Source organism: Flavobacterium pallidum (genome assembly GCF_003097535.1).
GTDB lineage: Bacteria > Bacteroidota > Bacteroidia > Flavobacteriales > Flavobacteriaceae > Flavobacterium > Flavobacterium pallidum.
This window is the reverse complement of the sequence record NZ_CP029187.1, coordinates 236126-258953: the sequence shown is the minus strand read 5'-3', so window position 1 is coordinate 258953 and position 22828 is coordinate 236126. Positions and strand designations below refer to the sequence as shown.

Sequence of the window (22828 nt, the reverse complement as noted above, 5' to 3'; positions counted from 1 at the left end):
ACAATAAAATCCGGATTTGTGTGTTAAATGTTCTTTAACGGAATACTTCCTTTCATGGAGATTTCTTTAATTCGCCAAACCTTAACCAAAAACCAGATCACAAATGAAGAGACTATTGTTTTGCCTCTCCCTCATGCTCTTTTGTTTCATTTCTCACGCCCAGAACATCACCATCCGCGGCAGGATTCTAGAAAAAAGCACCAACCTTCCCATGGAATCGGCCACAGTGTATCTCACGACAGTGAAGGATTCCACCATTATCGATTACACGATTTCCGACAAAACAGGCCATTTTTCACTGACAACCAAAAAAATAAAGCAGCCTGCATTCCTCAAAGTCTCATTCATCGGTTTTACAGATTACACCCAGCAGCTTGACGAATTGCTGGCGGACAAGGATTTCGGCGACATGGCCATCGAAGAATTGCCGCGGAGCCTCAGCGAAGTCGTCGTGAAGTCGCAGGCACCGCCGGTACGGATCAAGAAAGACACTTTGGAATTCAACGCGTCATCGTTTAAAGTCAGCCCGGACGCCAACGTCGAATCCCTGCTCAAGCAATTGCCGGGGGTCGAGATTGATGCGAATGGGAAGATTACCGTGAATGGCAAGGAAGTCAACAACATCCTTGTCAACGGCAAACCGTTCTTTGGCAAGGATGGAAAGGTGGCCACTGAAAACCTTCCGGCCGAAATCATCGACAAGGTGCAGGTTACCGATACCAAGACCAAGGAAGAAGAACTTTCCGGCCAGGCAGCAAGCACAGATGAAAAAACCATTAACCTTACCATACAAAAAGATAAGAATAAAGGGCTTTTCGGGAAATTCAGTGCCGGTAAAGGCTCGGATGACCGCTATGAATCCAGCGGATTGATCAATTATTTTAAAGATGAGCAAAAGTTCAGTTTCCTCGGATCATCGAATAACATCAATTCCATAGGCTTTTCGATGGACGAGGTTTTTGATTCGATGGGCGGCGGGCGCAATGTGTATATGAGCGGTGACGGGAGTTTCAACATCGACGGGCAGCAATATGGCGGGGGCAGCGGAATAACGCAATCCGGGCTGGCAGGTATCAATTATGCCGACAAATATTTTAAGAAGCTTGAAGCAGGGGGCAGCTATATGTATACCAATGCCAAGACCAGGAATGATTATAAAAGCAGGACCGAAACATTGCTTCCGGATGCCGATACGGGAGAAAGCAAGTCCTTCCTTCGGGAATCTACGGGAAGTTCAGACAGGCTGCATGAAGGGCATAATATGAACATGGAATTCGAATATAAGATCGATTCATTAACCACTTTGTCCGTACGTCCGAGGATAAAGAAAAACTTTGACAATAATAAAAGTTTCTTTGCGCAAAAATCCTATAATGACTCAGGCCTGGTTAACGATAACAGCGGCTCAAACACGTCTTCGAACAATGATGGCGAAATTGGGAACGACCTGTATTTCGGTAAAAACTTTAAGAAAAAAGGCAGGACGTTAGGCTTCACATTCAACAATACCAACAAGAGCAATGAATCGGATGGCTTTAATGACTCTGAAACATTTTACTACCAGGATCCCAGTAAAACGAGCGACATTCGCCATCAACGGGAAATCAGCCACACGCGTTCCGATGATTATTACACCCGGATTGGATTTACTGAGCCCATTACGGATTCCATCGGCGTGACCATCCGCGCAAGCTACAACTGGAAAGATTCCGGGACTTCAAAAAATACCTTCAACCGTAATAATTTGACCGGTGACTACAATAATTACAGCGACTTACTTTCCTACGGGCTGCAATCGAGCACAAAGCATTTTACGCCGACCGCATCGATATATGTCAGGAAAAACAAATACAGCGCTGGATTTTCAGTAGGTCCGCAATTCACGGCCTATGAGAATGGAAGGGATTATTTAGGCACCCGCCGCGAACTTAGTAAGGATTATGTTTTTGCCAGTGCGAACGGCTGGTTCAATTACCGCATGACGAAATCGAAATCGGTATACATGTATTACAGTTATGAAGTGCAGCTGCCTACTGCAGAGCAATTATTGCTGCAGGATTTTTCGTCGCCGATCACCACCATCGTCGGAAATGAAAACCTGAATCCTTCCAAGACGCACAACATCTACTTCAATTACAATGATTATGACTATGCAAAACGTTCAGGCTTGTACGTTTATTCAGGAATCAATTACAAAACCGACGATATTGTTTCGACCAATGTTTTTGATGCCCAAAGTTTAACGAGCACGCTGTCTTACGCCAATGTCGATTTTGCTTATTCGGGTTACATGGGCGCGAGTGTAGATAAATCGATAAAAAGGGGTGCGCATAAGTTCAGGCCAAGTATTGGCTTCAATGCCAATTACAACTACAACAAAGGTTTTACGAATAATAAATTGTACAAGGCGTTTGGGTATGCGCTGAATCCCGAAGCATCGCTTTCTTATGAATATGGCGAAATCCTGACAATCCAGCCGTCATATCGTTATGAATTCAACCAAACCGATTATGACAACTATTCGATTGACAAATCATCGACATTCAGGCATGTATTTAAAATGGAAAATACGGTGAAATGGCCTAAGCATTTTATCTTCGGGACCGATTTCGGATATACCTACAACTCAAATATCGCCGATGGTTTCAGGAAGGATTTTTACCTTTTAAATACCAGCTTCGGTTACAATTTCATGGGTGATAAACTGCTTGCAAAAGTGAAAGTGTATGACATCTTAAACCAGAATACGAATACTTCCCGAACCATTACACCTGAATTTATTTCCGATATGCAGAACACCGTTTTAAAGCGCTACGTGATGTTTTCATTAACCTACAAGATTGAAAAGTTTGGCGGCAAGAAGAAGAATGAATGGGAGATGGAGGAGTAGACAGTCGCAGTGATCAGTCTCAGTTGGCAGTTCACATACGGTTTAAATGTGATTGGAATAGCAATTAGGAATTACGCCAACGTGGCGCTAAAAAAAAGCCGGAGTATTATTTCCGGCTTTTTTTATAGTTTATCGCTTCACAATTTTTGCTGTTCTGACATCTCCTTTGCCATCCGTAAGCTGCAACACATAATTCCCCGAAGCTAGTGCGCTTACATCGATGCTATTGTTGTTATTGCTGACATTTCCTCTTAACACTGCGGTACCGCTGATGTTGAACAAAGTATACGACATCGTTTGCGAAACCATCACATTGATTTTATTCCCTACAGGATTCGGGTAGACTTTAATGCTTCCAGTCTCGATAGCCTCTACCTGTAGTGGAGAGCAGGCAGAAGTGGCGTATTTCGCAATAAAGAAATCTGATTGAGAACCAGCATTGGTAATGGTCCCGTTGCCGAAGGTTAGGTTATGCCCCATCGCACCGCCTAAGATATAGTCTCCGGAGACATCCACGGCCAGCGCCGTGCCGCGGTCGTCATAGCCAGGATCGCCTGGGATTTTTGCTAAACTGATACAGGCGCCTGTTTCTTTGTTGAAGCGGGCGAGTAGTACATCCTGACCCACGCCTCCCGCATTGGCATTCAGCACCTGGCTACCCCACGTAAAATCCGGGTCAAAACAATGACTTGTAAATCCAAGTTCATTACCGTTCAACGCGATAGCACCGTAACTATTTGTCCCTTTATTATTGTAGGAACTCCAGATTAAATTCTCCGCTGTAGGGTTGACTTTCATAACGAAACCCGGAATAATGCTTTCGGGAATAGAAAGTCCCATGAAAGAATCATTATTAAAACCGGTCATCCTTCCGCCAATATAGATATTGTTATCGGAATCAAAAACAAGGTTATACAAGGTTAGACTTCCTGTAGAAGTATTTGTATTTTCCCGAACCCATTGAAATTGTCCCTGATTGTTAAAACATGCAAGGAATAAGGCATGTGTAATTTGCTGGCCCCCTACAATAGCAGAAGCAGAGGTACCCCCTTTTCTCGACGTAATATAAAAATAGCCATTGTTGGGGTTGCGGTAGAACTGTATATAAAGCCCAAAGGTTGTAACTGTTTGTATATCGAGCGGTATTGCGCCGAGGAAATTTCCGTTCGTATCATACTTAAGTATAAAGTAATTGGAGCCGGGCAGGGTGTTTACAAAAGCGCCATTCGCATAGGTTCCGGGAGGGATCACCACGAACCAATATGTTGTCCCGTCGCCGTCTGTAGCCATACCTCTTGAGGCTGCCTGTCCGAAAGATTCCGACTGGGTAACATTGGCAGGCTGCGGTTTTCGGTACCATTGCAGCACCCCATCTTTGTTATATTTGATTAGTGTAAGGGATTGGTAATTCACAGGATTGGTGGGGAATACCATATCTTCATCAATATGCTGGGCATAGTCGGGTCCCGAACCTTCGCCGAATGCTCCCGCTGCATAGATGTTGTCCTGACTATCCACCTGAAGCGGATGCAGGTTGTCCTGCCCGCCACCGCCGAATATTTTTGACCAACGATACGTCCCGTCACAGCTGAAACTGGAGATGCAGACATCCGTCTTGGTTGTCGAATCACCGTAGTTGGTCTTGGGATGGCCATCCACATCGAGACCCGTGATGCCAACCTTCGACACGGCGTAGATGTTCTTCTCGCTATCTGTGGCGATGCCATATGTTTCTTCCTGTCGCTGGATGTTCTGTGTATCAAGCACATCATTGCTGCCTCCGCGTTTGCCCCATTGCCAGGACTGGCCGTAGGAGAGTGTCGTGAGAAGTAGTAAGGCAAGAAATTTTTTCATAATGAAATGGTTTGGGTACGCTAATATAAATATTTTACACAAGAGGGAGGAGAGAGTCGCAGTGGGCAGTCTCAGTTGGCAGTTCACATACGGTTTAAATGTGCTTGAATCAGGAATTTAGAATTACGAATTACGACAACGTGGCGCTAAAAAAAAGCCGGAAGTATTATTTCCGGCTTTTTGGTTATAAAGTTTAAAACGTAATTCCTAATTCTCAATTCATAATTAAAATTACCAGCTTCCGCTCGATCCGCCGCCGGAGAAGCCTCCGCCACCGAATCCTCCGCCGAATCCTCCACCGCCGCCTGAAGAGCCACCGCCGAAGCCGCCGCCACCTCCAAATCCGGAGCCGCCACGCCCAAGGCTGCTCAGTAGTATAATTTCGCCAAGCCCGATGCCGCCGCCGCCGCGTCCACCGCCGCCGCCTTTTCTTTTGGCAGCCGCAAGGATAATGACGATGACGATAATTATAGCACCGAACGGGAATGATTTTCCGGATTTTTTCTCCTTCCGTTCCCCTTTGTATTTTCCTTTGAGTACTTTGATGATTTCATCGGCGCCTTTATCGAGGCCGCCATAATAGTTTTCAGCCTTGAACTCCGGGACAATCACATTACGGATAATTTCTCCACCGATGCCGGCCGTAAGCCTGTCCTCAACGCCATATCCGGGATGGATGGCCACCTTCCTGTCATTTTTTGCGACAAGGATCAGCACGCCATTATCTTCTTTAGCCTGACCGACACCCCATGTATGCCCCCAGTTTGTGGCCAATTGATCCACGTCTTCCCCTTTAAGGCTTTCGATGATGATGACCACCATTTGTGTCGATGTCGAATCCGAATAACGGACCAGTTTTTCTTCGAGTTGTTTCTTATCTGCGTCATTCAGCAAATGCGCATAGTCATAAACGCTGGTCTGGAAATCCGGTTTTTCCGGAATGTCGAACTGTGCCAACCCGGTCTGTGCCAATAGAAAGCACACGAATACTGTCAATATATTGATGTATCTTTTCATTTAACCTCTGGATATTTCATTGGAAAGTTCGTCTTTGTCGTCTTCCGCACAAGGAAAGTGCGATTGCAGTTGTTTTCCTGCTTTGTGTATGCCGTCAATCAGTCCCTGCTTAAAGTCACCGTTTTTGAAATGCGACATCATAACTTCTTTGGTAGAATCCCAAAAATCCGATGGAACTACTTCATCAATGCCTTTATCGCCGCATATGGCAAAGGCCTTGTCGTCGACTGCCAGGTAAAAAAGCACGCCATTCTTGAGCGCCGTCTGGTGCATGTTCAATAAATTAAAAACTTCCACCGCACGGTCAAGCGCAGCGATGGAAGTTGTTTTTTCTATATGAACCCTGATTTCTCCGGAAGTTTCCTTTTCAGCTTTTTGAATCGCTTCAACAATCTGCTGCTCTTCTTCTTTGGTAAGAAAATTTTCGAGGTTCAGCATGGTTTAGAAATTTACTTTAGGAGCGGCACTGGCACCTTTATCGGCAACGAAATAAGCTTTTTCCTTAAACCCGAACATGCCCGCAAAAAGATTGTTTGGGAATGTTTTTACATGATTGTTATAAGGCTTCACAGCTTCGTTGAAACGGGTCCTTGCAGTCAGGATCTGGTTTTCGGTACTCGCAAGTTCATCCTGTAATTTCAGAAAGCTTTGGTTTGCTTTCAGTTCAGGATATTTTTCTACAGTGACCAATAATCTTCCCAAAGCAGAAGATACACCTGATTGTGCCTGTTGGAACTGGTTGAATTGCTCAGGAGTGATGTTTGATGGATCTACAGTCACTTTCGTAGCATTGGCACGGGCTTGTGTCACTTCAACTAAAGTGCTTTTCTCGAAATTGGCAACGCCTTTTACGGTATTGACAAGATTTGGGATCAGGTCTGACCTCCTTTGGTAAGCAGTTTCCACGTTACCCCATGATTCCCCGATATTTTCATTGAGTTTTACGGCGTTATTATTAATTCCCTTGATCCATACAAAAAGGATTAAAATGACACCGATCACGATAATCCAAGGCAAAAATTTTCTCATTGTTTAATTTGTTTTAAATTGTGCTTATTAGACGGAAGTCGGCTCCAAAAAGTTACAATTCATTTTTTATACTCAGCAACTGTGCCTTAATTCCTTCCAATTTGCTGACGATTTCAAATTTATCCAACGTCTTTTTCTGGCCTTCCTTCAAATGGGTCCGCGCGCCTTCCAGCGTAAAACCGCGTTCTTTCACTAAATGGTAAATCAGCTGGATGTTTTTTACATCTTCCGGTGTAAACATCCGGTTGCCCTTGGCGTTTTTCTTGGGTTTAAGGATGTCGAATTCCTTGTCCCAAAAACGTATCAGTGACGCATTCACATCAAAAGCCTTAGACACTTCGCCTATGCTGTAATATCGTTTTCCCGGTGGTAAGTCTATATGCATTAATCGAGAGATTGGTTTTCCTGGTTCGCTAATTTTGAAATGGCCACATATTCTGCCGCCGAGATATTGCCGTAATAGAAATTCAATGGGTTTACGACTTCCCCGTTTTTATGTACTTCATAATGCAGGTGCGGCGCTTCCGAGCGGCCGGTGCTGCCTACATATCCGATGATGTCGCCGCGCTTTACATGTTGCCCGGCACGTACTTTATATTTACTCAAATGCCCGTAAAGCGTTTCATAACCATAACCATGGCGGATGACAATATGGTTTCCGTAACCTGATGCCGTATTGTCTGCATTTTCGACAATCCCATCGCCGGTCGCATAAATGGGCGTGCCGGTTTTGGATGAAAAATCCATGCCTGCATGGAACTTCCGTACTTTCGTAAAAGGATCGCTGCGGTAGCCGAAACCGGATGCTACGGCGCGTAAATTCTCATTCCTTACAGGTTGTATGGCAGGAATGGCCGATAAGAGCTTGTTCTTTTCCTTCGCCAGCTTCATGATTTCATCGAGTGATTTCGACTGTACCACCAGTTCCTTTGACAATACATCCACGCGTTTAGAGGTATTGATCACCAACTCCGAATTGTTGTAACCTTCCAACTCCTTATATCGGTTTACACCCCCGAAACCGGCCTTTCGCTGTTCATCAGGAATCGCTGAGGTATTAAAATAAATCCTGTAAATATTATTGTCGCGCTCTTCAATCCCCGCCAACACCTCGTCGATCTGGTCCATTTTCTTGTTCAGGATCGAATAACGGATTTTCAAATTGTCAATCTCACGCGCCTGAAGGCGGTCCTTAGGTGTTTCAAAATAAGGGGTATTGAGCAGCACCACGAATGCTAGGGTCCCAAACAGCCCCGAGGACAACAAGAACAAAGAAATATAGGCAAAACTCCGGCGCTTTTTCGGGCTGATCTTTTTATAAGCCAGGCTTTCGGAATCAAAATAATATTTTACCTTCTTCATCTAAAATATGCTATTTTTGCACCTTGTAAAAATTAAGGATAACAATATTACGAAAAGTTAATTAGATAATTGGGTAATTAGATAATTAGAAAATGCTCATTGGAGCTTATAAAAACCCAACTTATCCATCGGTATTTACAGTCGCAAAGTAATTATCTCATTATCTCATTTTCAAATTATCTCATTAAAAGATATGAAGTCACAAGAAGTAAGACAACAGTTTCTCGATTTTTTCCAAAGTAAAAGCCACCTGATTGTGCCGTCAGCACCGATTGTCTTAAAAGACGATCCCACGTTGATGTTCAACAACTCCGGTATGGCGCAGTTCAAGGAATATTTCCTCGGCAATGCCGTCCCAAAGAGCAAGCGCATCGCCGATACCCAGAAATGCCTGCGCGTTTCCGGAAAACACAACGACCTGGAAGAAGTGGGAATCGATACCTACCACCATACGATGTTTGAGATGCTGGGCAACTGGAGCTTTGGTGATTACTTTAAGAAAGAAGCCATCCACTGGGCATGGGAATTGCTGACCGAAGTGTATAAAATCGACAAAGACATCCTTTACGTCACGGTTTTCGAAGGTTCAAAAGAAGAAAATGTGCCTTTTGACCAGGAAGCCTGGGATATCTGGAAAACACTGATTTCGGAAGACCGTATTTTATTGGGAAACAAGAAAGACAATTTTTGGGAAATGGGCGACCAGGGACCGTGCGGACCTTGCTCTGAAATCCACGTAGACATCCGTTCCGCTGAAGAAAAAGCAAAAACACCGGGTAAGGAACTCGTCAATGCCGACCATCCGCATGTCGTGGAGATCTGGAACAACGTGTTCATGGAGTTCAACCGCAAAGCTGATGGTTCTTTAGAAAAGCTACCTGCACAGCACGTCGATACAGGTATGGGCTTCGAACGTCTTTGTATGGTGTTACAAGGCGTACAATCCAATTATGATACCGATGTATTCATGCCTTTGATCCAAAAGATCGAAAGCGTCACAGGTAAAAAATATACGATGAAAGCGGCCAATGATGCCGAAGAAAAAACAAATATCGCCATCCGCGTGATTGCAGACCACGTGCGTGCCGTCGCTTTTGCTATTGCTGATGGTCAGTTGCCGTCAAACACCGGTGCCGGTTATGTGATCCGCAGGATTTTACGCCGCGCGATCCGTTACGGCTTTACGTTTCTGGATACGAAAGAAGCATTCATTTACCAATTGATAGAAACTTTGGCAAGCCAGATGGGACAATCATTCCCCGAAATCGTGTCGCAGAAAAGCTTTGTAATGAATGTGATTAAGGAAGAAGAAAATTCATTCTTAAGGACTTTGGACCAGGGACTGCAATTGCTCGATAATGTCATCAAAGGTACCGAAGGCAGTGAAGTTTCCGGAAACAAAGCATTCGAATTATATGATACTTTCGGTTTCCCAAAAGACCTGACCGCGCTGATCCTCAAAGAAAAAGGGATGGCTTATAACGAAGCTGATTTCGATAAGGCGATGTTCGAACAGAAAACCCGTTCCCGCGCCGCTTCAGAAGTATCAACTGATGACTGGACAATCCTGACAGAAGGTAACACAGAAACTTTTGTCGGCTATGATTTATTGGTCAACGAAGTCAGGATCACCCGTTACCGCAAAGTCGATTCCAAGAAAGACGGACAGTTATACCAATTGGTTTTAGACCATACGCCATTTTATCCCGAAGGAGGGGGGCAGGTAGGTGACAAGGGTACTTTGTCAAATGCGAATGAAAGCATCGACATCATCGACACTAAAAAAGAAAACAACTTAATCCTGCACTTCACGCGTACATTGCCTGAAAATCTTGACGGAGCGTTTATTGCCAAAGTAAACAGGGAACTGCGTGCTGAAACTGCCGGAAACCACTCGGCGACACACCTGATGCATCAGGCATTGCGTACAATATTAGGGACACATGTAGAGCAAAAAGGTTCATTGGTAAGTCCGGATTACCTGCGTTTCGACTTTTCGCATTTCTCTAAAGTCACTGACGAGCAGCTTAAAGAAGTCGAAAACTTCGTCAATGCACGGATCCAGGAGCATTTACCATTAATAGAAAAAAGAAATATGCCGTTTAACGATGCCGTTGCAGAAGGCGCCATGGCATTATTCGGAGAGAAATACGGAGATTCGGTACGTGCCATCCGTTTTGGTGACAGCATGGAGCTTTGCGGAGGCATCCACGTTCAGAATACTGCTGATATCTGGTATTTCAAGATCATCAGTGAAAGTGCCGTAGCAGCCGGAATCCGTCGTATCGAAGCCATTACGGGTGAAGCGGTACAACGTTTCTTCGCCGCTCAGGAAAAAGCTTTGGATGACATTAAATCGGCGTTGAAAAACCCACAGGATTCCCTGAAAGCCGTAGTGTCTTTACAAGAGGAAAATGCCAAACTGGCCCGCCAGGTCGAATTCCTGATGAAGGACAAGATCAAGAATATGAAAGGGGCTTTCGTCTCAAAACTGGAAGAAATCAACGGTGTAAGATTCCTTGCCACACAGGTCGATCTTGATGCATCAGGTGCGAAAGACCTTGCTTATGAAGTGGGTGGGGAAGACAATAATATTTTCCTGGTTTTCGCTACTGCAGATGAAGGAAAACCGATGCTGACGTGTTACATCTCCAAAGAGCTTGTCGATTCGAAAGGCCTGAATGCGGGTAAAATCGTACGCGAATTAGGAAAATATATCGAAGGCGGCGGCGGCGGCCAGCCATTTTTCGCTACAGCAGGCGGTAAGGATGTGTTAGGGATTCCTGAAGCGTTGGAAAAAGCGGTTGATTATATAAAATAATCGTTGAAGGGGTTATCACCGCCGTTTACCACGTGCATTGTCCCATGAATGGCGTTCCGTGCTCCGTTTACCACGTTGCATACCCCGTGAGTGGCGCTCCGAACCTCATTTACCACGTCATGCAGCCCCATTAGTGGCGTTGACAACCCCGTTAATGGGGTACCGAACGCCATTTACCACGTTGCATGACGCCATTAATCCCGTTCCGAGCCCCATTAATGGAGCTTTGAACGCCATTAACGGGATTCAGGACCCCAATAATGGAGCAGGCAACGTCGTAAACGCGGCAAAAAGCGTCATTAATGAAGCTCATAACGCCATCAATGGGGTAAAATGATGGTTTATTGTCCATCATATAATAATAAAGTAAACAAATGCAATTCCGGACTGAAATACCCATAGCCGAAAGCAGCCACAAACTTGATTATAAATCAAGCATAGTGTCTTTAGGGTCCTGCTTTGCAGAAAGCATGGCCGAAAAGTTCGGGTATTACCAATTCAGGAATACGGTCAATCCTTTCGGGATCATTTTCCAGCCATTGGCTTTGGCCAAAATCATCCGCTTTGCCGCGGTCCAGAAAAAGTTTACAGAAGCAGATGTATTCCACAGCAACGATACCTGGCATTGCTTTGATGCACATTCGGCATTGAGCAACGTGTACCGTGATGATTTGATCGATAGCCTGAATGCTTCCACAGCACAATTGTACCGCGGACTCGAAAATGCCACCCACCTGATCGTCACTTTAGGGACAGCGTGGGTCTATAAGCATGATCAAACCAATGAATATGTGGCCAACTGCCATAAAGTACCCCAGCGCTATTTTTCAAAACAACTCTTGTCGGTTGATGCGATTGCCGACAGCCTGAAGCAGCTCATCAACTCGGTTTATGCCATCAACCCCGATTGCCATATTATTTTTACGGTATCGCCGGTCCGGCATATCAAGGATGGTTTTGTAGAAAATCAGCAGAGTAAGGCAAACCTGATTTCGGCTTTGCATAATACACTCGCCTCCTCCGATGCGGCCTATTTCCCTTCATATGAAATTATGATGGATGAACTGCGCGATTACCGTTTTTACGCCGAAGATATGCTGCACCCGAACCAGACCGCCGTAGACTACATCTGGCAAAGGTTTGTAGATACGCATATTAAGGAAAGTGCGTATGCCGTGATGAACAAAGTAGGCTCGATACAAAAAAGCCTCGCACACCGCCCTTTCAATCCTGATACCTCGCAACACCTGGCTTTTCAGGAGAAATTACAGGAGCAGGTTGCCAAATTGCAGTCCCGTTTCCCACATATGGTATTTAGTCAGGAAAGTCAGTAAAGACCGGAAGACCGGAAGTCCGGAAGACCGGAAGTTGGTAAGCGCATAAAGAGTAATTTTAATGATATTCCCTTTAAATAAGCAGTTTCCTATCTTCCTGTTTTTCTTTCTTTCTTTCTTTCTTTCTTTCTTTCTGACTTCCGGACTTTCCCAACTTTTCCAGCTTTTCAATAAAATACGAATTTCTACGTATTGAATCCCCTTTTTGATTGTTGCAGATTTGTCAAATAAATAATTAACAAATCTATTACATCATGAAAACATTCAAAAAAATCGGATTAACAGCCTTAATGGCATTAGCGTTAGTGTTTAACTCATGCAGCAGCGACAGTGATGGCGGCGGAAGCTCAAGCCTTTCTACGTATATCTCTGCTAAAGTAGACGGTACTTCATTTGAGACCGCTTCCATCCAGGGACAGTCTGTAGGCGTTGCAATGAAGCAGGGCACCGGAGACATGCAGCTTATTACGATCTCCTGTGGCGACCAGACTACGATTACTGATCAGGATTATAAAGCCATTTATATTGCGCTTGTGGGTCCTATAACTGCCGGTACGACTTATCAGGTAAACTCAACGACCAACAACACATTGGGTTACACAGAGACAGCCGGTGACAATGACGTTACGTGGGATACCGGAGATTGCGAGAACGCTACGGGAAGCATTACTGTAACTTCGATAAGCGATACCAAAATTGAGGGTACTTTCACCTTCACAGGTTCTAAGGAAGATGCATGCAGTTCACAGAAAACGGTTACCAACGGAAAATTCCGCGGTACCTTCCAATCGTTTTAATTTCCCATCCTTTATTGATTCCCGCACGGCAGGCAACCTGGCTGCCGTGCGTTTTTTTACACCAGAGTATAGGCAGCATTTGCATGCCGAAAGCAAAATACGTCATATGTCGTATTGTAACAGCTGCCAAATAATTGCAGTTTCGTAAAAGTATTAAACACCAAAAAAACAATTATATGAAAACTAAAAAAGTATTGTGGGGCATCGCTTTGCTGGTACTGTTTTCAGTCAACGTGCAGGCACAGAAAAAACAGACACTGACCGATGAGGAACAAGTGCAGGAAGCCGTAACTAAAGAAATTGACGAACTTTTCACATCAAAAGATTTCCTGAAAATAAAAGCCAAAAAATATGCCGACGTAAAGGGAACCATGGTTTTCGACGTGGGCGTAGTACAAAACGGAAAGGTTTCGACCTTCTTTAAAGTGGACAGCGACATCAAAAACATCGACTTCATCAACTGGATGTCGGATTACATCCTGAAACATAAATTCTTCTTTAAGCTGCAGAAACAGCAACGATACAAAATACGTTACACCGCAACATTCGAATAACCTAAACAACAATAACCATGAAAAAAATAACATTAATCATGCTGTCGCTGGTGATTACCGGAACAGCAAGCGCACAGCTCGGCAAATTGCTCGGTGGTGGCGGAAAAGCCGGAAAGAAAACGGGAGATTTTACTACCGTATGGGAAGGCGAATTTGACAACAAGGCCACAAGGCTTGCCGTTACCGACGGCAGCGGAAAATACATCATCGGCACCGATGACAACTCGGCTACGGTCCTGAATGCTGAAGGTAAGGTAATCTGGAGTGGCGATTATAAAAAAATCACGACCAATAAGACCAACAAATGCGAATACCAATATACGGTCTGGACCGATAAAGGCGGTTACCTGTTCCTTTTTGATGAAAGGAAATTGGGGACCGACCGTGTAGCAGTAATCGATATCCCGACCGGAAAGGAATTGTGGAACTCTGAAGTATACCAAAACCTGATCCCTAAAGGCGAAAGTGCCGGGGATGGCGAACTGGATACCGTAAAATATATTTATGAACTCGATGCGTTCCTGATTTCGCAAAAGGCTTCGGTAATCCTTGTGAAAGCCGATACGGGCGAGAAAATCTGGGAAACGAACCGTTTTAAAGGCGGTGTAGGGACTTACATTTACAATAAGGATAAGAATGAAATCGTCATGCTGAACTTCAAGCCGACGGCCCTTGGTGCTTTGTTTGCAGGGTACAAAAACCAATTGGTGCGCATCAATGCGTCGAATGGTGAAGTGCTTTGGGATGCTACTTTTACAGGTGTTGTCCAGAAGGAATTGGTAACCCGCAAGCCGATTGTGGACATGTGGATCAAAGGCGGTAAATTATACCTCCACCTCAATGGATTGACGGTTTATGATTACAGTACGGGCCAGCAATTGTGGGCTGCAATTTACGATGACGATATGGGCGGTTCAAGCGGCAACGCTTTGTTCGGGAACAAAAAGAAATCACAGTATTACCATCTGATTGCCGAGCCGTTGTTTACACAAAATGCGGTATATCTTGTCATCCTTGGGAACAGGGACAAGACGAAATATGTCGAGAAACACGACCTGGAATCAGGGAAACTACTTTGGGCATCTGAGAAAATCACAGGTGCATTCTGTATGCCGCACATTTACCTGGCGGGCGATAAGCTGATGGTACAGGTGGGTGGAAAATTCCAGGTGCAGGAATTGCGATTGGAAGAAACCAGCAGCGGACTTTCAGCGGGTCTGGCCCTTGGCGGTTTCGGTGGCGGAAGCTACAAAGCCTGGGTGCCATACATCTACTGGGATTATAAAAACCAAAAAAACAGTGTCCTGGCGATTGACGACAATACCGGAAAAACCGCCTGGCGCTCGGAGCGTTTCGATAAAAGGATTACCGATCTGATCTTAAGCGAAGATAAAAATACGGTGTTTGTAGGTGATGGCGATGAGTTCTACGGCTACGACATCAAATCAGGAAACCAGCTTTTCGACGTGAAGCACAATGATGCCAAAGTAGGTAAAGCCACTGATGTCATCGACTTCGGGGATAAAGTGGTCGTGCTTTCTGAAAAAGGACTGGCTTCTTACAACAAAAAAGACGGCAGCCGCGCTTATGCATCGGAAAAAATCAAAGGCGTGGATTATTTCTACCATATCGGCGACAATTATTTCCTGCGTGACCAACGTAACAGCAAAAACATCATTTACGGCATCGATATGACCAATGGCGAGACCAAAGGATCGGTCCAGTCCAAAGGAAAAGGCGGAAGCCCGCAATATGGTGACGGTATAGACATAACAGAAGACGGCGAATACATTTTTGCTTTCAAAGGCAAAAAAGTAGAAAAAATCAAAGTCAACAATTAGTTTTTTGGGTTATGTTTTTTATGGTGGGGGCTGATGAATTCTGTTTGTCAGCCCTTTTTTTAAATGAATGAAAGATGAAAAGTAAAATACTCCTTTTAAGTTTAATCTCTGCTTTTTCGGTGCATGCACAGCAAGTCCAATGGGCATCCAAACTGATTAAATTTTCGTCTGATTTAGGTGGAAAACAAAACGGCATCAAGCGCATCCTCGGCAAATCCGATGCTTTTCCGCAAGCCGGCCCAAGCGCGAACGCCTGGATGCCCAAGAACGCACTCGACGGTTATGAAACGGTTGAGGTGGGATTTGAAAAACCGCAAACCGTAAAGCAGGTTGCCGTATTCGAAAATATGAATTCCGGTTGCGTAGTAAGGATTGCGGTAGACGACGGATCGGGCAAATATAAAACCGTCTGGTCACGCAAGGTCAATTGGAAAAGGGACTTGTATACTTCCCAATCTCCAGCCGACCGCAAATATTACTACAACCGCAAACGCAGGAAAATCCAGACCGCACCCGAAGTCGATGTGAATCCGGGCATAGAGCATGCGATACTGGAACAGGCAGTAAGCGGCGTTGTTGCCGTCAGGGTGGATTTCAGTTTTGCATTGGTTCCTGGGCAGAAACAGGTCGATGCGATCGGGATTTCGGATTCGGAAACGCCTATTGAGGCGCCAATCAATATTTTGCCTGAATTCCAGTCTTTGGCTAAATCCGAAAAGATTGATATCGGCGAATTACTGCCTGCCAATCCCATGCTTACCGCCGACGGGCAGAAATTGTATTTCACGGATTTTACCAATACAAAAGAAATTATTTACTCCTGTGTAAGAAGCAACGGCAAATGGTCGGCACCCGTGCAGGAAATGAATGCGCTGAACGATGACAATCAGTTTAATTATATCTATGGCATCAAAAGCGACTGGGCGCTCAAAGGCGGTAAATCCTACAGCCGCGGTACAGGTGAAACGGGTTATGCATTTTACAAACGCAACGGCGATGCTTTCGAGCCGTCAGGAATACTGAAAGTCACGGCCTACAACAATTACGACGATACTTCTGAAATGACCATTACAGACGATGCCAAAACCATCATCATGGGCATTGAAACCGATATGACGCAGGGTGGCGCCGATTTGTATTTTTCAAACAAAAAAGAGGATGGTTCTTACGGCTTCCTGCAGAATATGGGCAAAACCATTAACAGCGCCGCCGATGAAAGTATGCCAAGATTGTTGTCGGATAATAAAACGCTGTTGTTCAGTAGCAATGGTTTCAGCAATTATGGTGATTACGATATTTTTGTGACGCACCGCCTTGACGATACGTGGAAGAACTGGTCTGAGCCGGTAAACCTCGGCAGCAGCATCAATAGCGGCAGCTTCGACGGGTCGCCGTGGTATGATGAGCAAAACGAGGAATTGTATTTCATCAGGACCGTCGACGGGCGTACCAATATTTACCATATGCATTTTCCGAAAGCGCAATTGATGAAGTCATAGGGCAAAATACGTATAACTGCGTATTTCATTTTGGCGAAGGAAAGGTGACATTTGTTTACGACCTTAAAACAAAAACAATTATCCACCAATCCCCTTTGTTATGATTTTTTTACTGATTTCCATGATATTGCTGTTATTTTTTGCCATGATCTACCTTGCGGTGTATTCGCGCAGGGAAAAGAAAAAATTCGGAGAAAAGATTGCAGCTCTGGAAGAAATCATTGTGCAGATTACGCGGAAGCAACTGGCACAATCAGGCCAGCTCCGACTTTCGGACGAGCTGAATGAGAACCTGAAGAAAAGCCGGATTGTATTGAATGAGGATATTTTTAAGCTCAATTATGAATTGTTCGACATCCTTTCCAAAAACGATTTGCTGAAAAACAAACCAGAAAGCTAAATTCCCTATTTTTATAGGACACATTTATATTTATGATGAAAACGCTGCTACTTTTTTTACTGTTACCGGTTATGGCTTTTTCACAAGGCAATGATCCGGACAGCGTCTACCATTGGTATGAACGTGACCGTGAAAAAAATCCGGAAAAAGCCCTGCAGCACATTTTGAATGGCATTAAGAAAGCCGAAAAGCGTAAAGACAAATACCATATTGCGGCTTATCTCGTCAAGCTGATCGAACAGAAAAACTTCATCCGGGATTATGACGGCGCTTACCGCGATTTTAAAAAAGCCGAAAAATACTGCATCGACAATAAGATTGACGGGCAATTGCCTTGTGCCTACAGTCAGTATGCCGAAACCTGCTACAATATGGAAGATTTTGCGCATGCGATGCAATATTTCCACCTTGCCGATTCCATTTTTGCGAGCCAGAAAGACGGTATCGGGGTGGTGATTTCCAAAAATAATATTGCCAATATTTACCAGGTACAGGGCAAATACGACCTTGCCATCAAAAACCTGCTCGATGCGGCCAGGAATGTAGATACGACGCAATATCGTTACATCAAGGTGGAGATATTCAACAACATTTCGGAATTGTATGAAACCATTGGCGAGAATCACAAGGCCCAGCAAATGGCGCGCTCGGCAATGGCAATAGCCCTGGGTGGCAAGCGCGACAATCCGCAGGGCTTGTTGCGGTCATATGCACATCTTACCTCACTGCTCACGGATCAGGGCAAATATACCGAAGCCGAAAAATATTACAATAAAGGCATCCATCTGGCCGATTCTACAAAGCTGGAAAGCCTCAGGTTTGATATATTGCGGCCCGGGATTGCACTCAAAGTGATTCAGGATAAAATGCCGGAAGCAAAGCAAATGGTGACAGAAGCTATCGCCCTGGGCAAAAAATATAAGAAGAATACTTCTGAAATGTACCCCATCCGTGCAAGCCTCGCGCGGATTTATTTATTTGAAGGACAACCTGCAAAAGCGATTTCACTGCTGAATGAACTTTTAAACGAAGGCCGGCAACTTGACCGCCGCGACGACATTGCCGAAATTTACAATGAGCTCTCCCAGGCTTATGAAAAAACCGGAGACTTTAAAAAAGCATTACAAAACCATAAGTTGTTTGTTGTACACAAAGACAGCATCCTGGGCAGGGAAAAGCAGAAATATTTCAAGGATGCACAGGTGAAATACGAAACGGCAATCAAGGAAAAACAATTGGCCCAGAACAAAATAGAGCTGCTTAAGAAATCATCCGAATCCAAAAAGAAAACCAATGCGATCATCATGCTTGCTGCGTTGGTTTTTTTCCTGGCCGTACTCTCATACCTGATTTATCGCCAACAGAAACTCAAGGCCGGGCAACGTGAAAAGGAATTCCAGTTAAAAGCCGCCATCTCGCAGATTGAAACACAAAATAAACTCCAGGAACAGCGTCTGAGCATCTCGCGCGATTTGCATGACAATATCGGAGCGCAGCTTACTTTCATCATTTCTTCGGTGGATAATGTGAAGTTCGGGTTCAACCTGCAGAATACGAAACTCAATGACAAGCTGGACAACATCAGTGATTTTACAAAGTCGACAATCCTCGAACTGCGCGATACCATCTGGGCGATGAACCATGCTGAAATCAGTTTTGAGGAATTGCGCTCGCGGATCTTCAACTTTTTGGAAAAGGCAAAAACCGCAAAAGGAAGCATCGCTTATACATTCCATCTTGACGAGTCGATCAACGAAATGAAACTGTCCTCATTGCAGGGCATCAACATGTACCGTACGATACAGGAAGCGGTGAACAACGCGATCAAATATGCCGAAGCCACGAAAATTGTCATTGAGGCAAAATCGGAAAAAGACAGGATCGTGATCCAAATCCGCGACAACGGCATCGGCTTTGATACAAAGGCCACCGACCGCGGCAACGGTTTGGGGAATATGAAAAAACGCATGAAGGAAATCGGGGCGGAATTTGATATAAAATCAGCTAAAGATGCCGGAACGACAGTAATGATTTCTTTACAAAACAAAGACGACAATGCTTAAAAAATACTTTTTTATTTTCTTCATTTGGTGCTTTATTCCATGTAAAGCCCAGAACGCGCAAGTCATGATCGATAAATTGAAAGCTTCGCTGAAGGACAATCCGGATGCGAAGAAAACAGCTTCGGTTTATTCTGACCTCACGTGGTACTATTCGACCGTTTCAGTGGATTCGGCATTGGCTTATGGTAAAAAAGCGGAATATGAAGCGCAGAAATTAGCCGATTCGACATTGCTCGGGCAAATTTACAGCGATATCGGGTCGGTATATTTCAACAACGGCGACCTCGACAATTCGCAGAAAAATTACCTGCGGTCTTACACCATACGCAAACACCGTAAAGATGCGTTCGGTGTGGCTAAAATCAGTAATAATCTGGGAAATGTCTACCGCGACAAGCAGGAATATACCAAGTCGATGAAGGCTTTCCTCGAAGCGCTGGCCTATTTTGAAAGTGTAAAAGATGATAAGAATAAGGCTGTCGCCCAAAGCAACATCGGCCTGCTGATGGTGCGTTTGAGTGATTATTCCAAAGCGCTCCAATACCTGAATCCCGCGATCGCTTACGCAGAGAAAAACAAGCTGCCCGACCGCCTTTGTGAATTTTATGGGAACCTCGGGAAAGCCTATATGGGATTGAACGACACGATCAAAGCCAGGGTGGCGTTTGAAAAGAGCCTGAAAAACTGCAAAATCTCAGGCAACCAGAAAGCGATATCGACCCTTTATCAGAATATGGGCCTGCTGAAAACCCGTCAGCAAAATGCAGCCGGCGCCACGGCGCTGTATGAGAAATCAAAAGCCGTAGCCAAAACCGTAAACTCGGACCACGATCAGGACAACCTCAAAATCAGCATTGCAAGGAGTTACCTGAAATCCGGAAAATACCAGGAAGCGTTGAAATTACTGACCGAAATCAAGGCAAAATTCCTGCGCGAGAAAAAAGATGAAAGCCTGTATTACACACTCGATATACTGATTCCGACTTTCGCTTACCTGAAACAGCCCGACAGCGTGTTATATTATCAGGAAATCAATAAAAAACTCAGCGAGCACCTTACGCGCCTGAGCACTTTAAAGCACACGGCTGAACTTGAAACCAAATACCAGACCGCGAAAAAGGAAAAGCTCCTGGCAGAGGAACGCGCGGAAACACGCCGGAAAACCACACTGCTGATCGGGATTTCCATCCTTACTTTTTTTGTAATCATCATATCGTTGCTGATTTACAGGCAGCAGAAATTGAAGAACAAGCAGCAAAAACAGGAATTCCGCCTCAAGACCGCCATTGCGCAAATCGAGACGCAGAATAAACTGCAGGAACAGCGCCTGAGCATTTCCCGCGACCTGCACGACAACATCGGGGCGCAACTCACCTTCATCATTTCCTCGGTCGATAACATCAAGCATGGTTTTGACATCCAGAACATCAGGCTTAGTGACAAACTGCGCAGCATCAGCGAGTTTACGAAGTCCACTATTGTCGAGCTTCGAGATACGATCTGGGCGATGAACAACAGTGCGATTGCGTTTGAGGATTTGAAGGTGCGCATCCTGAACTTTATCGAAAAGGCGAAAATGGCCAAAGAGGACATTCATTTTTCATTCGATATCGATGAAAAATTAAACACCCTCACACTCAGTTCCATCGAGGGCATGAACATTTACCGCACGATCCAGGAGGCGGTGAACAACGCCATTAAATATGCGGGTGCCGAAAATATTGCCATTGACGCTTCCGCAGAAAACGGAAACATATCGATCACCATCACCGATAACGGAACAGGATTCGATCCGGAAAACATCAGCAATGGCAACGGCCTGCATAACATGCGCAAGCGGATCGAGGATATTGGCGGCACTTTTGAAATCAGGACCGCCGTTTCTGAAGGAACAACAATCAGTATTTTACTCAAAAACAAAAACAGTTAAAATTTAAGATCATGGTTAAAATAGTCATTGTGGATGATAATATCTTTTTGCAGAAGGCGGTCGCCGAGAAACTGTCCTTCTTTGAAGACCTGTCCTGTAAATATACTGCGGTAAACGGGATCGAACTTTTGGAAAAGCTCGAGAACAACCACAACATCGACCTGATATTGATGGACATCGAAATGCCAAAAATGGACGGTATCGAAGCTACAGGAATCGTTAAGAACAAATACCCGCACATTAAAATCATCATGCTCACGATTTTTGACAATGATGAAAACATCTTCAAATCGATCAAAGCCGGTGCCGATGGCTACCTGCTCAAGGATGTCACGCCCGCCGACCTGAACCAGGGCATTGTTGAAACCCTGAACGGCGGTGCCACGATGACACCTTCCATCGCGCTGAAAACGCTGAAGCTTTTCCGCAATCCGATCGAGTTCGATACCCCATCGGACGCTGAGGAAATCAAGCTCACCGCACGCGAAATCGAGGTTTTGGAACAACTCAGCAAAGGCCTTAAATACAACAATATTGCGGACAACCTGATCCTTTCGTTAGGAACGGTCCGCAAGCATGTCGAGAATATTTACACCAAGCTCCAGGTGCATAATAAGCTGGAGGCGATTCAGAAGGCGAAGAGCAATAAGCTTATTTAGTTTTCAGTCTCAGTCGCGGTAGGCAGTGCTAATAGGAGTAAATAAAAAGTGTCTATTAGTAATTTTTTTATTGACCTTGTCATGAACTGCCAACTGAGACTGAGACCGAAAACTAAAAATACGACATATGCCGTATTGATTCACCTTCCGGATAAATGCAATTTTGCCTTATAACTAACAAAATTCATTTATCATGAAAACACTCAAAATGATCTCAAAAATGAGCCTTATTGCCGTAATGTTCCTGGCATTGTCATGCAGCAGCGACAGTGATGGCGGCGGAGGCGGAACAGCTTCGGTTGGTACTATCACCGCAAAAGTTGGCGGTAGTTCTTTTACATCAATGACGCAGGGAACGCAGGTAAGCCAGATAACTGCCGGTGGAACTACCACGATTACGATGCTTGGTGCTGACGCCTCGGGTAAGGCAATCAGCCTGACATTGCATGGCGTTTCAGCCACAGGTACTTACCAAATTGGTGGTGAAAATCTGATTTCTATTATTGGATCTTATGTTGATACCAACATCCAGAATCCACAAGCTTCTGTCACTTATGTGGCTCCAACTGAAGGAAACGCCGTGATGGGTTCTATCACCGTTTCAGAATTGACTGACGCTAAGATTGTAGGTACTTTTAATTTTACCGGAACAAGTGACGCGGGTGCTACTAAAGCAATTACCAATGGTGCGTTCAACTTAGAATTCTAAAAATACTTTTCCCGGACTGCCGTGCTTTGTGTAATGGCATGGCCGCTCCGGAATCAAGCTACTTGTTTT

19 protein-coding genes are annotated in these 22828 nt (G+C 44.7%); 13 read left to right on the top strand and 6 right to left on the bottom strand.

All coding sequences use genetic code 11. The annotated features are described in order from the left end of the window. Positions 1 to 103: 103 nt before the first annotated feature. Positions 104 to 2890, top strand: a complete 2787-nt coding sequence (locus tag HYN49_RS00985) for an outer membrane beta-barrel protein (RefSeq protein ID WP_108902380.1) — start codon at positions 104 to 106, stop codon at positions 2888 to 2890. 129 nt (positions 2891 to 3019) lie between these two features. Here the strand turns inward: HYN49_RS00985 and HYN49_RS00980 are convergent, their stop codons facing one another. The 6 genes from HYN49_RS00980 to HYN49_RS00955 all read right to left on the bottom strand — a co-directional run bounded on the left by HYN49_RS00980 (position 3020) and on the right by HYN49_RS00955 (position 8152). Next, a complete protein-coding gene (locus HYN49_RS00980; protein ID WP_108902379.1) occupies positions 3020 to 4744 on the bottom strand; it encodes a T9SS type A sorting domain-containing protein in 1725 nt (574 codons plus the stop codon). 231 nt (positions 4745 to 4975) lie between these two features. Next, positions 4976 to 5761, bottom strand: a complete 786-nt coding sequence (locus HYN49_RS00975; protein ID WP_108902378.1) for a TPM domain-containing protein — start codon at positions 5759 to 5761, stop codon at positions 4976 to 4978. Then, entirely contained in the window at positions 5762 to 6199 is a 438-nt protein-coding gene (locus HYN49_RS00970; protein WP_108902377.1) for a TPM domain-containing protein, read from the bottom strand. A 3-nt stretch (positions 6200 to 6202) separates the two neighbouring features. Beyond that, entirely contained in the window at positions 6203 to 6790 is a 588-nt protein-coding gene (locus tag HYN49_RS00965; RefSeq protein ID WP_108902376.1) for a LemA family protein, read from the bottom strand. Positions 6791 to 6842: 52 nt separating this feature from the next. Further along, positions 6843 to 7175, bottom strand: a complete 333-nt coding sequence (locus HYN49_RS00960; protein WP_108902375.1) for a MerR family transcriptional regulator — start codon at positions 7173 to 7175, stop codon at positions 6843 to 6845. Further along, positions 7175 to 8152 (bottom strand): M23 family metallopeptidase, encoded by a 978-nt coding sequence (locus HYN49_RS00955; protein WP_108902374.1) that lies wholly within the window; start codon positions 8150 to 8152, stop codon positions 7175 to 7177. The genes HYN49_RS00960 and HYN49_RS00955 overlap by 1 nt, the downstream gene beginning before the upstream one ends. A 193-nt stretch (positions 8153 to 8345) precedes the next feature. On the opposite strand from HYN49_RS00955, the gene alaS reads away from it, so the two are divergent. The 12 genes from alaS to HYN49_RS00900 all read left to right on the top strand — a co-directional run bounded on the left by alaS (position 8346) and on the right by HYN49_RS00900 (position 22759). Beyond that, on the top strand, positions 8346 to 10973 hold the full coding sequence (alaS, locus tag HYN49_RS00950; RefSeq protein ID WP_108902373.1) for an alanine--tRNA ligase: 2628 nt from the start codon (positions 8346 to 8348) through the stop codon (positions 10971 to 10973). 154 nt (positions 10974 to 11127) lie between these two features. After that, positions 11128 to 11310, top strand: a complete 183-nt coding sequence (locus tag HYN49_RS15065; protein WP_146185025.1) for a hypothetical protein — start codon at positions 11128 to 11130, stop codon at positions 11308 to 11310. 37 nt (positions 11311 to 11347) lie between these two features. Then, positions 11348 to 12307, top strand: a complete 960-nt coding sequence (locus tag HYN49_RS00945) for a GSCFA domain-containing protein (RefSeq protein ID WP_108902372.1) — start codon at positions 11348 to 11350, stop codon at positions 12305 to 12307. A gap of 254 nt (positions 12308 to 12561) precedes the next feature. Then, positions 12562 to 13104 carry a DUF6252 family protein gene (locus HYN49_RS00940; RefSeq protein WP_108902371.1) on the top strand — a complete coding sequence of 181 codons (543 nt, stop codon included), beginning with the start codon at positions 12562 to 12564 and terminating at the stop codon, positions 13102 to 13104. 176 nt (positions 13105 to 13280) lie between these two features. After that, complete coding sequence (locus HYN49_RS00935) at positions 13281 to 13658, top strand: hypothetical protein (protein WP_146185024.1); 378 nt, start codon at positions 13281 to 13283, stop codon at positions 13656 to 13658. Positions 13659 to 13675: 17 nt separating this feature from the next. Next, positions 13676 to 15499, top strand: coding sequence for an outer membrane protein assembly factor BamB family protein (locus HYN49_RS00930; RefSeq protein WP_108902369.1), 1824 nt, complete (start codon positions 13676 to 13678; stop codon positions 15497 to 15499). A gap of 74 nt (positions 15500 to 15573) precedes the next feature. After that, entirely contained in the window at positions 15574 to 16998 is a 1425-nt protein-coding gene (locus HYN49_RS00925; protein WP_108902368.1) for a PD40 domain-containing protein, read from the top strand. 100 nt (positions 16999 to 17098) lie between these two features. Further along, positions 17099 to 17398: a hypothetical protein gene (locus HYN49_RS00920; RefSeq protein ID WP_108902367.1), complete on the top strand. Its 300-nt coding sequence runs from the start codon at positions 17099 to 17101 to the stop codon at positions 17396 to 17398. A gap of 71 nt (positions 17399 to 17469) precedes the next feature. Then, positions 17470 to 19461, top strand: coding sequence for a tetratricopeptide repeat protein (locus HYN49_RS00915; RefSeq protein WP_219928756.1), 1992 nt, complete (start codon positions 17470 to 17472; stop codon positions 19459 to 19461). Between the two features lie 64 nt (positions 19462 to 19525). Continuing rightward, a complete protein-coding gene (locus HYN49_RS00910; RefSeq protein ID WP_181368988.1) occupies positions 19526 to 21391 on the top strand; it encodes a tetratricopeptide repeat-containing sensor histidine kinase in 1866 nt (621 codons plus the stop codon). 8 nt (positions 21392 to 21399) lie between these two features. Next, positions 21400 to 22050: a response regulator gene (locus tag HYN49_RS00905; RefSeq protein WP_108902364.1), complete on the top strand. Its 651-nt coding sequence runs from the start codon at positions 21400 to 21402 to the stop codon at positions 22048 to 22050. 193 nt (positions 22051 to 22243) lie between these two features. Beyond that, entirely contained in the window at positions 22244 to 22759 is a 516-nt protein-coding gene (locus HYN49_RS00900; RefSeq protein WP_108902363.1) for a DUF6252 family protein, read from the top strand. Positions 22760 to 22828 lie beyond the last annotated feature (69 nt).

Coding starts and splice junctions, on each gene's coding strand:
- HYN49_RS00985 (WP_108902380.1), top strand. CDS start 104: ATGAAGAGACTATTGTTTTGCCTCTCCCTCATGCTCTTTTGTTTCATT.
- HYN49_RS00980 (WP_108902379.1), bottom strand. CDS start 4,744: ATGAAAAAATTTCTTGCCTTACTACTTCTCACGACACTCTCCTACGGC.
- HYN49_RS00975 (WP_108902378.1), bottom strand. CDS start 5,761: ATGAAAAGATACATCAATATATTGACAGTATTCGTGTGCTTTCTATTG.
- HYN49_RS00970 (WP_108902377.1), bottom strand. CDS start 6,199: ATGCTGAACCTCGAAAATTTTCTTACCAAAGAAGAAGAGCAGCAGATT.
- HYN49_RS00965 (WP_108902376.1), bottom strand. CDS start 6,790: ATGAGAAAATTTTTGCCTTGGATTATCGTGATCGGTGTCATTTTAATC.
- HYN49_RS00960 (WP_108902375.1), bottom strand. CDS start 7,175: ATGCATATAGACTTACCACCGGGAAAACGATATTACAGCATAGGCGAA.
- HYN49_RS00955 (WP_108902374.1), bottom strand. CDS start 8,152: ATGAAGAAGGTAAAATATTATTTTGATTCCGAAAGCCTGGCTTATAAA.
- alaS (WP_108902373.1), top strand. CDS start 8,346: ATGAAGTCACAAGAAGTAAGACAACAGTTTCTCGATTTTTTCCAAAGT.
- HYN49_RS15065 (WP_146185025.1), top strand. CDS start 11,128: ATGGGGTACCGAACGCCATTTACCACGTTGCATGACGCCATTAATCCC.
- HYN49_RS00945 (WP_108902372.1), top strand. CDS start 11,348: ATGCAATTCCGGACTGAAATACCCATAGCCGAAAGCAGCCACAAACTT.
- HYN49_RS00940 (WP_108902371.1), top strand. CDS start 12,562: ATGAAAACATTCAAAAAAATCGGATTAACAGCCTTAATGGCATTAGCG.
- HYN49_RS00935 (WP_146185024.1), top strand. CDS start 13,281: ATGAAAACTAAAAAAGTATTGTGGGGCATCGCTTTGCTGGTACTGTTT.
- HYN49_RS00930 (WP_108902369.1), top strand. CDS start 13,676: ATGAAAAAAATAACATTAATCATGCTGTCGCTGGTGATTACCGGAACA.
- HYN49_RS00925 (WP_108902368.1), top strand. CDS start 15,574: ATGAAAAGTAAAATACTCCTTTTAAGTTTAATCTCTGCTTTTTCGGTG.
- HYN49_RS00920 (WP_108902367.1), top strand. CDS start 17,099: ATGATTTTTTTACTGATTTCCATGATATTGCTGTTATTTTTTGCCATG.
- HYN49_RS00915 (WP_219928756.1), top strand. CDS start 17,470: ATGGCTTTTTCACAAGGCAATGATCCGGACAGCGTCTACCATTGGTAT.
- HYN49_RS00910 (WP_181368988.1), top strand. CDS start 19,526: ATGATCGATAAATTGAAAGCTTCGCTGAAGGACAATCCGGATGCGAAG.
- HYN49_RS00900 (WP_108902363.1), top strand. CDS start 22,244: ATGAAAACACTCAAAATGATCTCAAAAATGAGCCTTATTGCCGTAATG.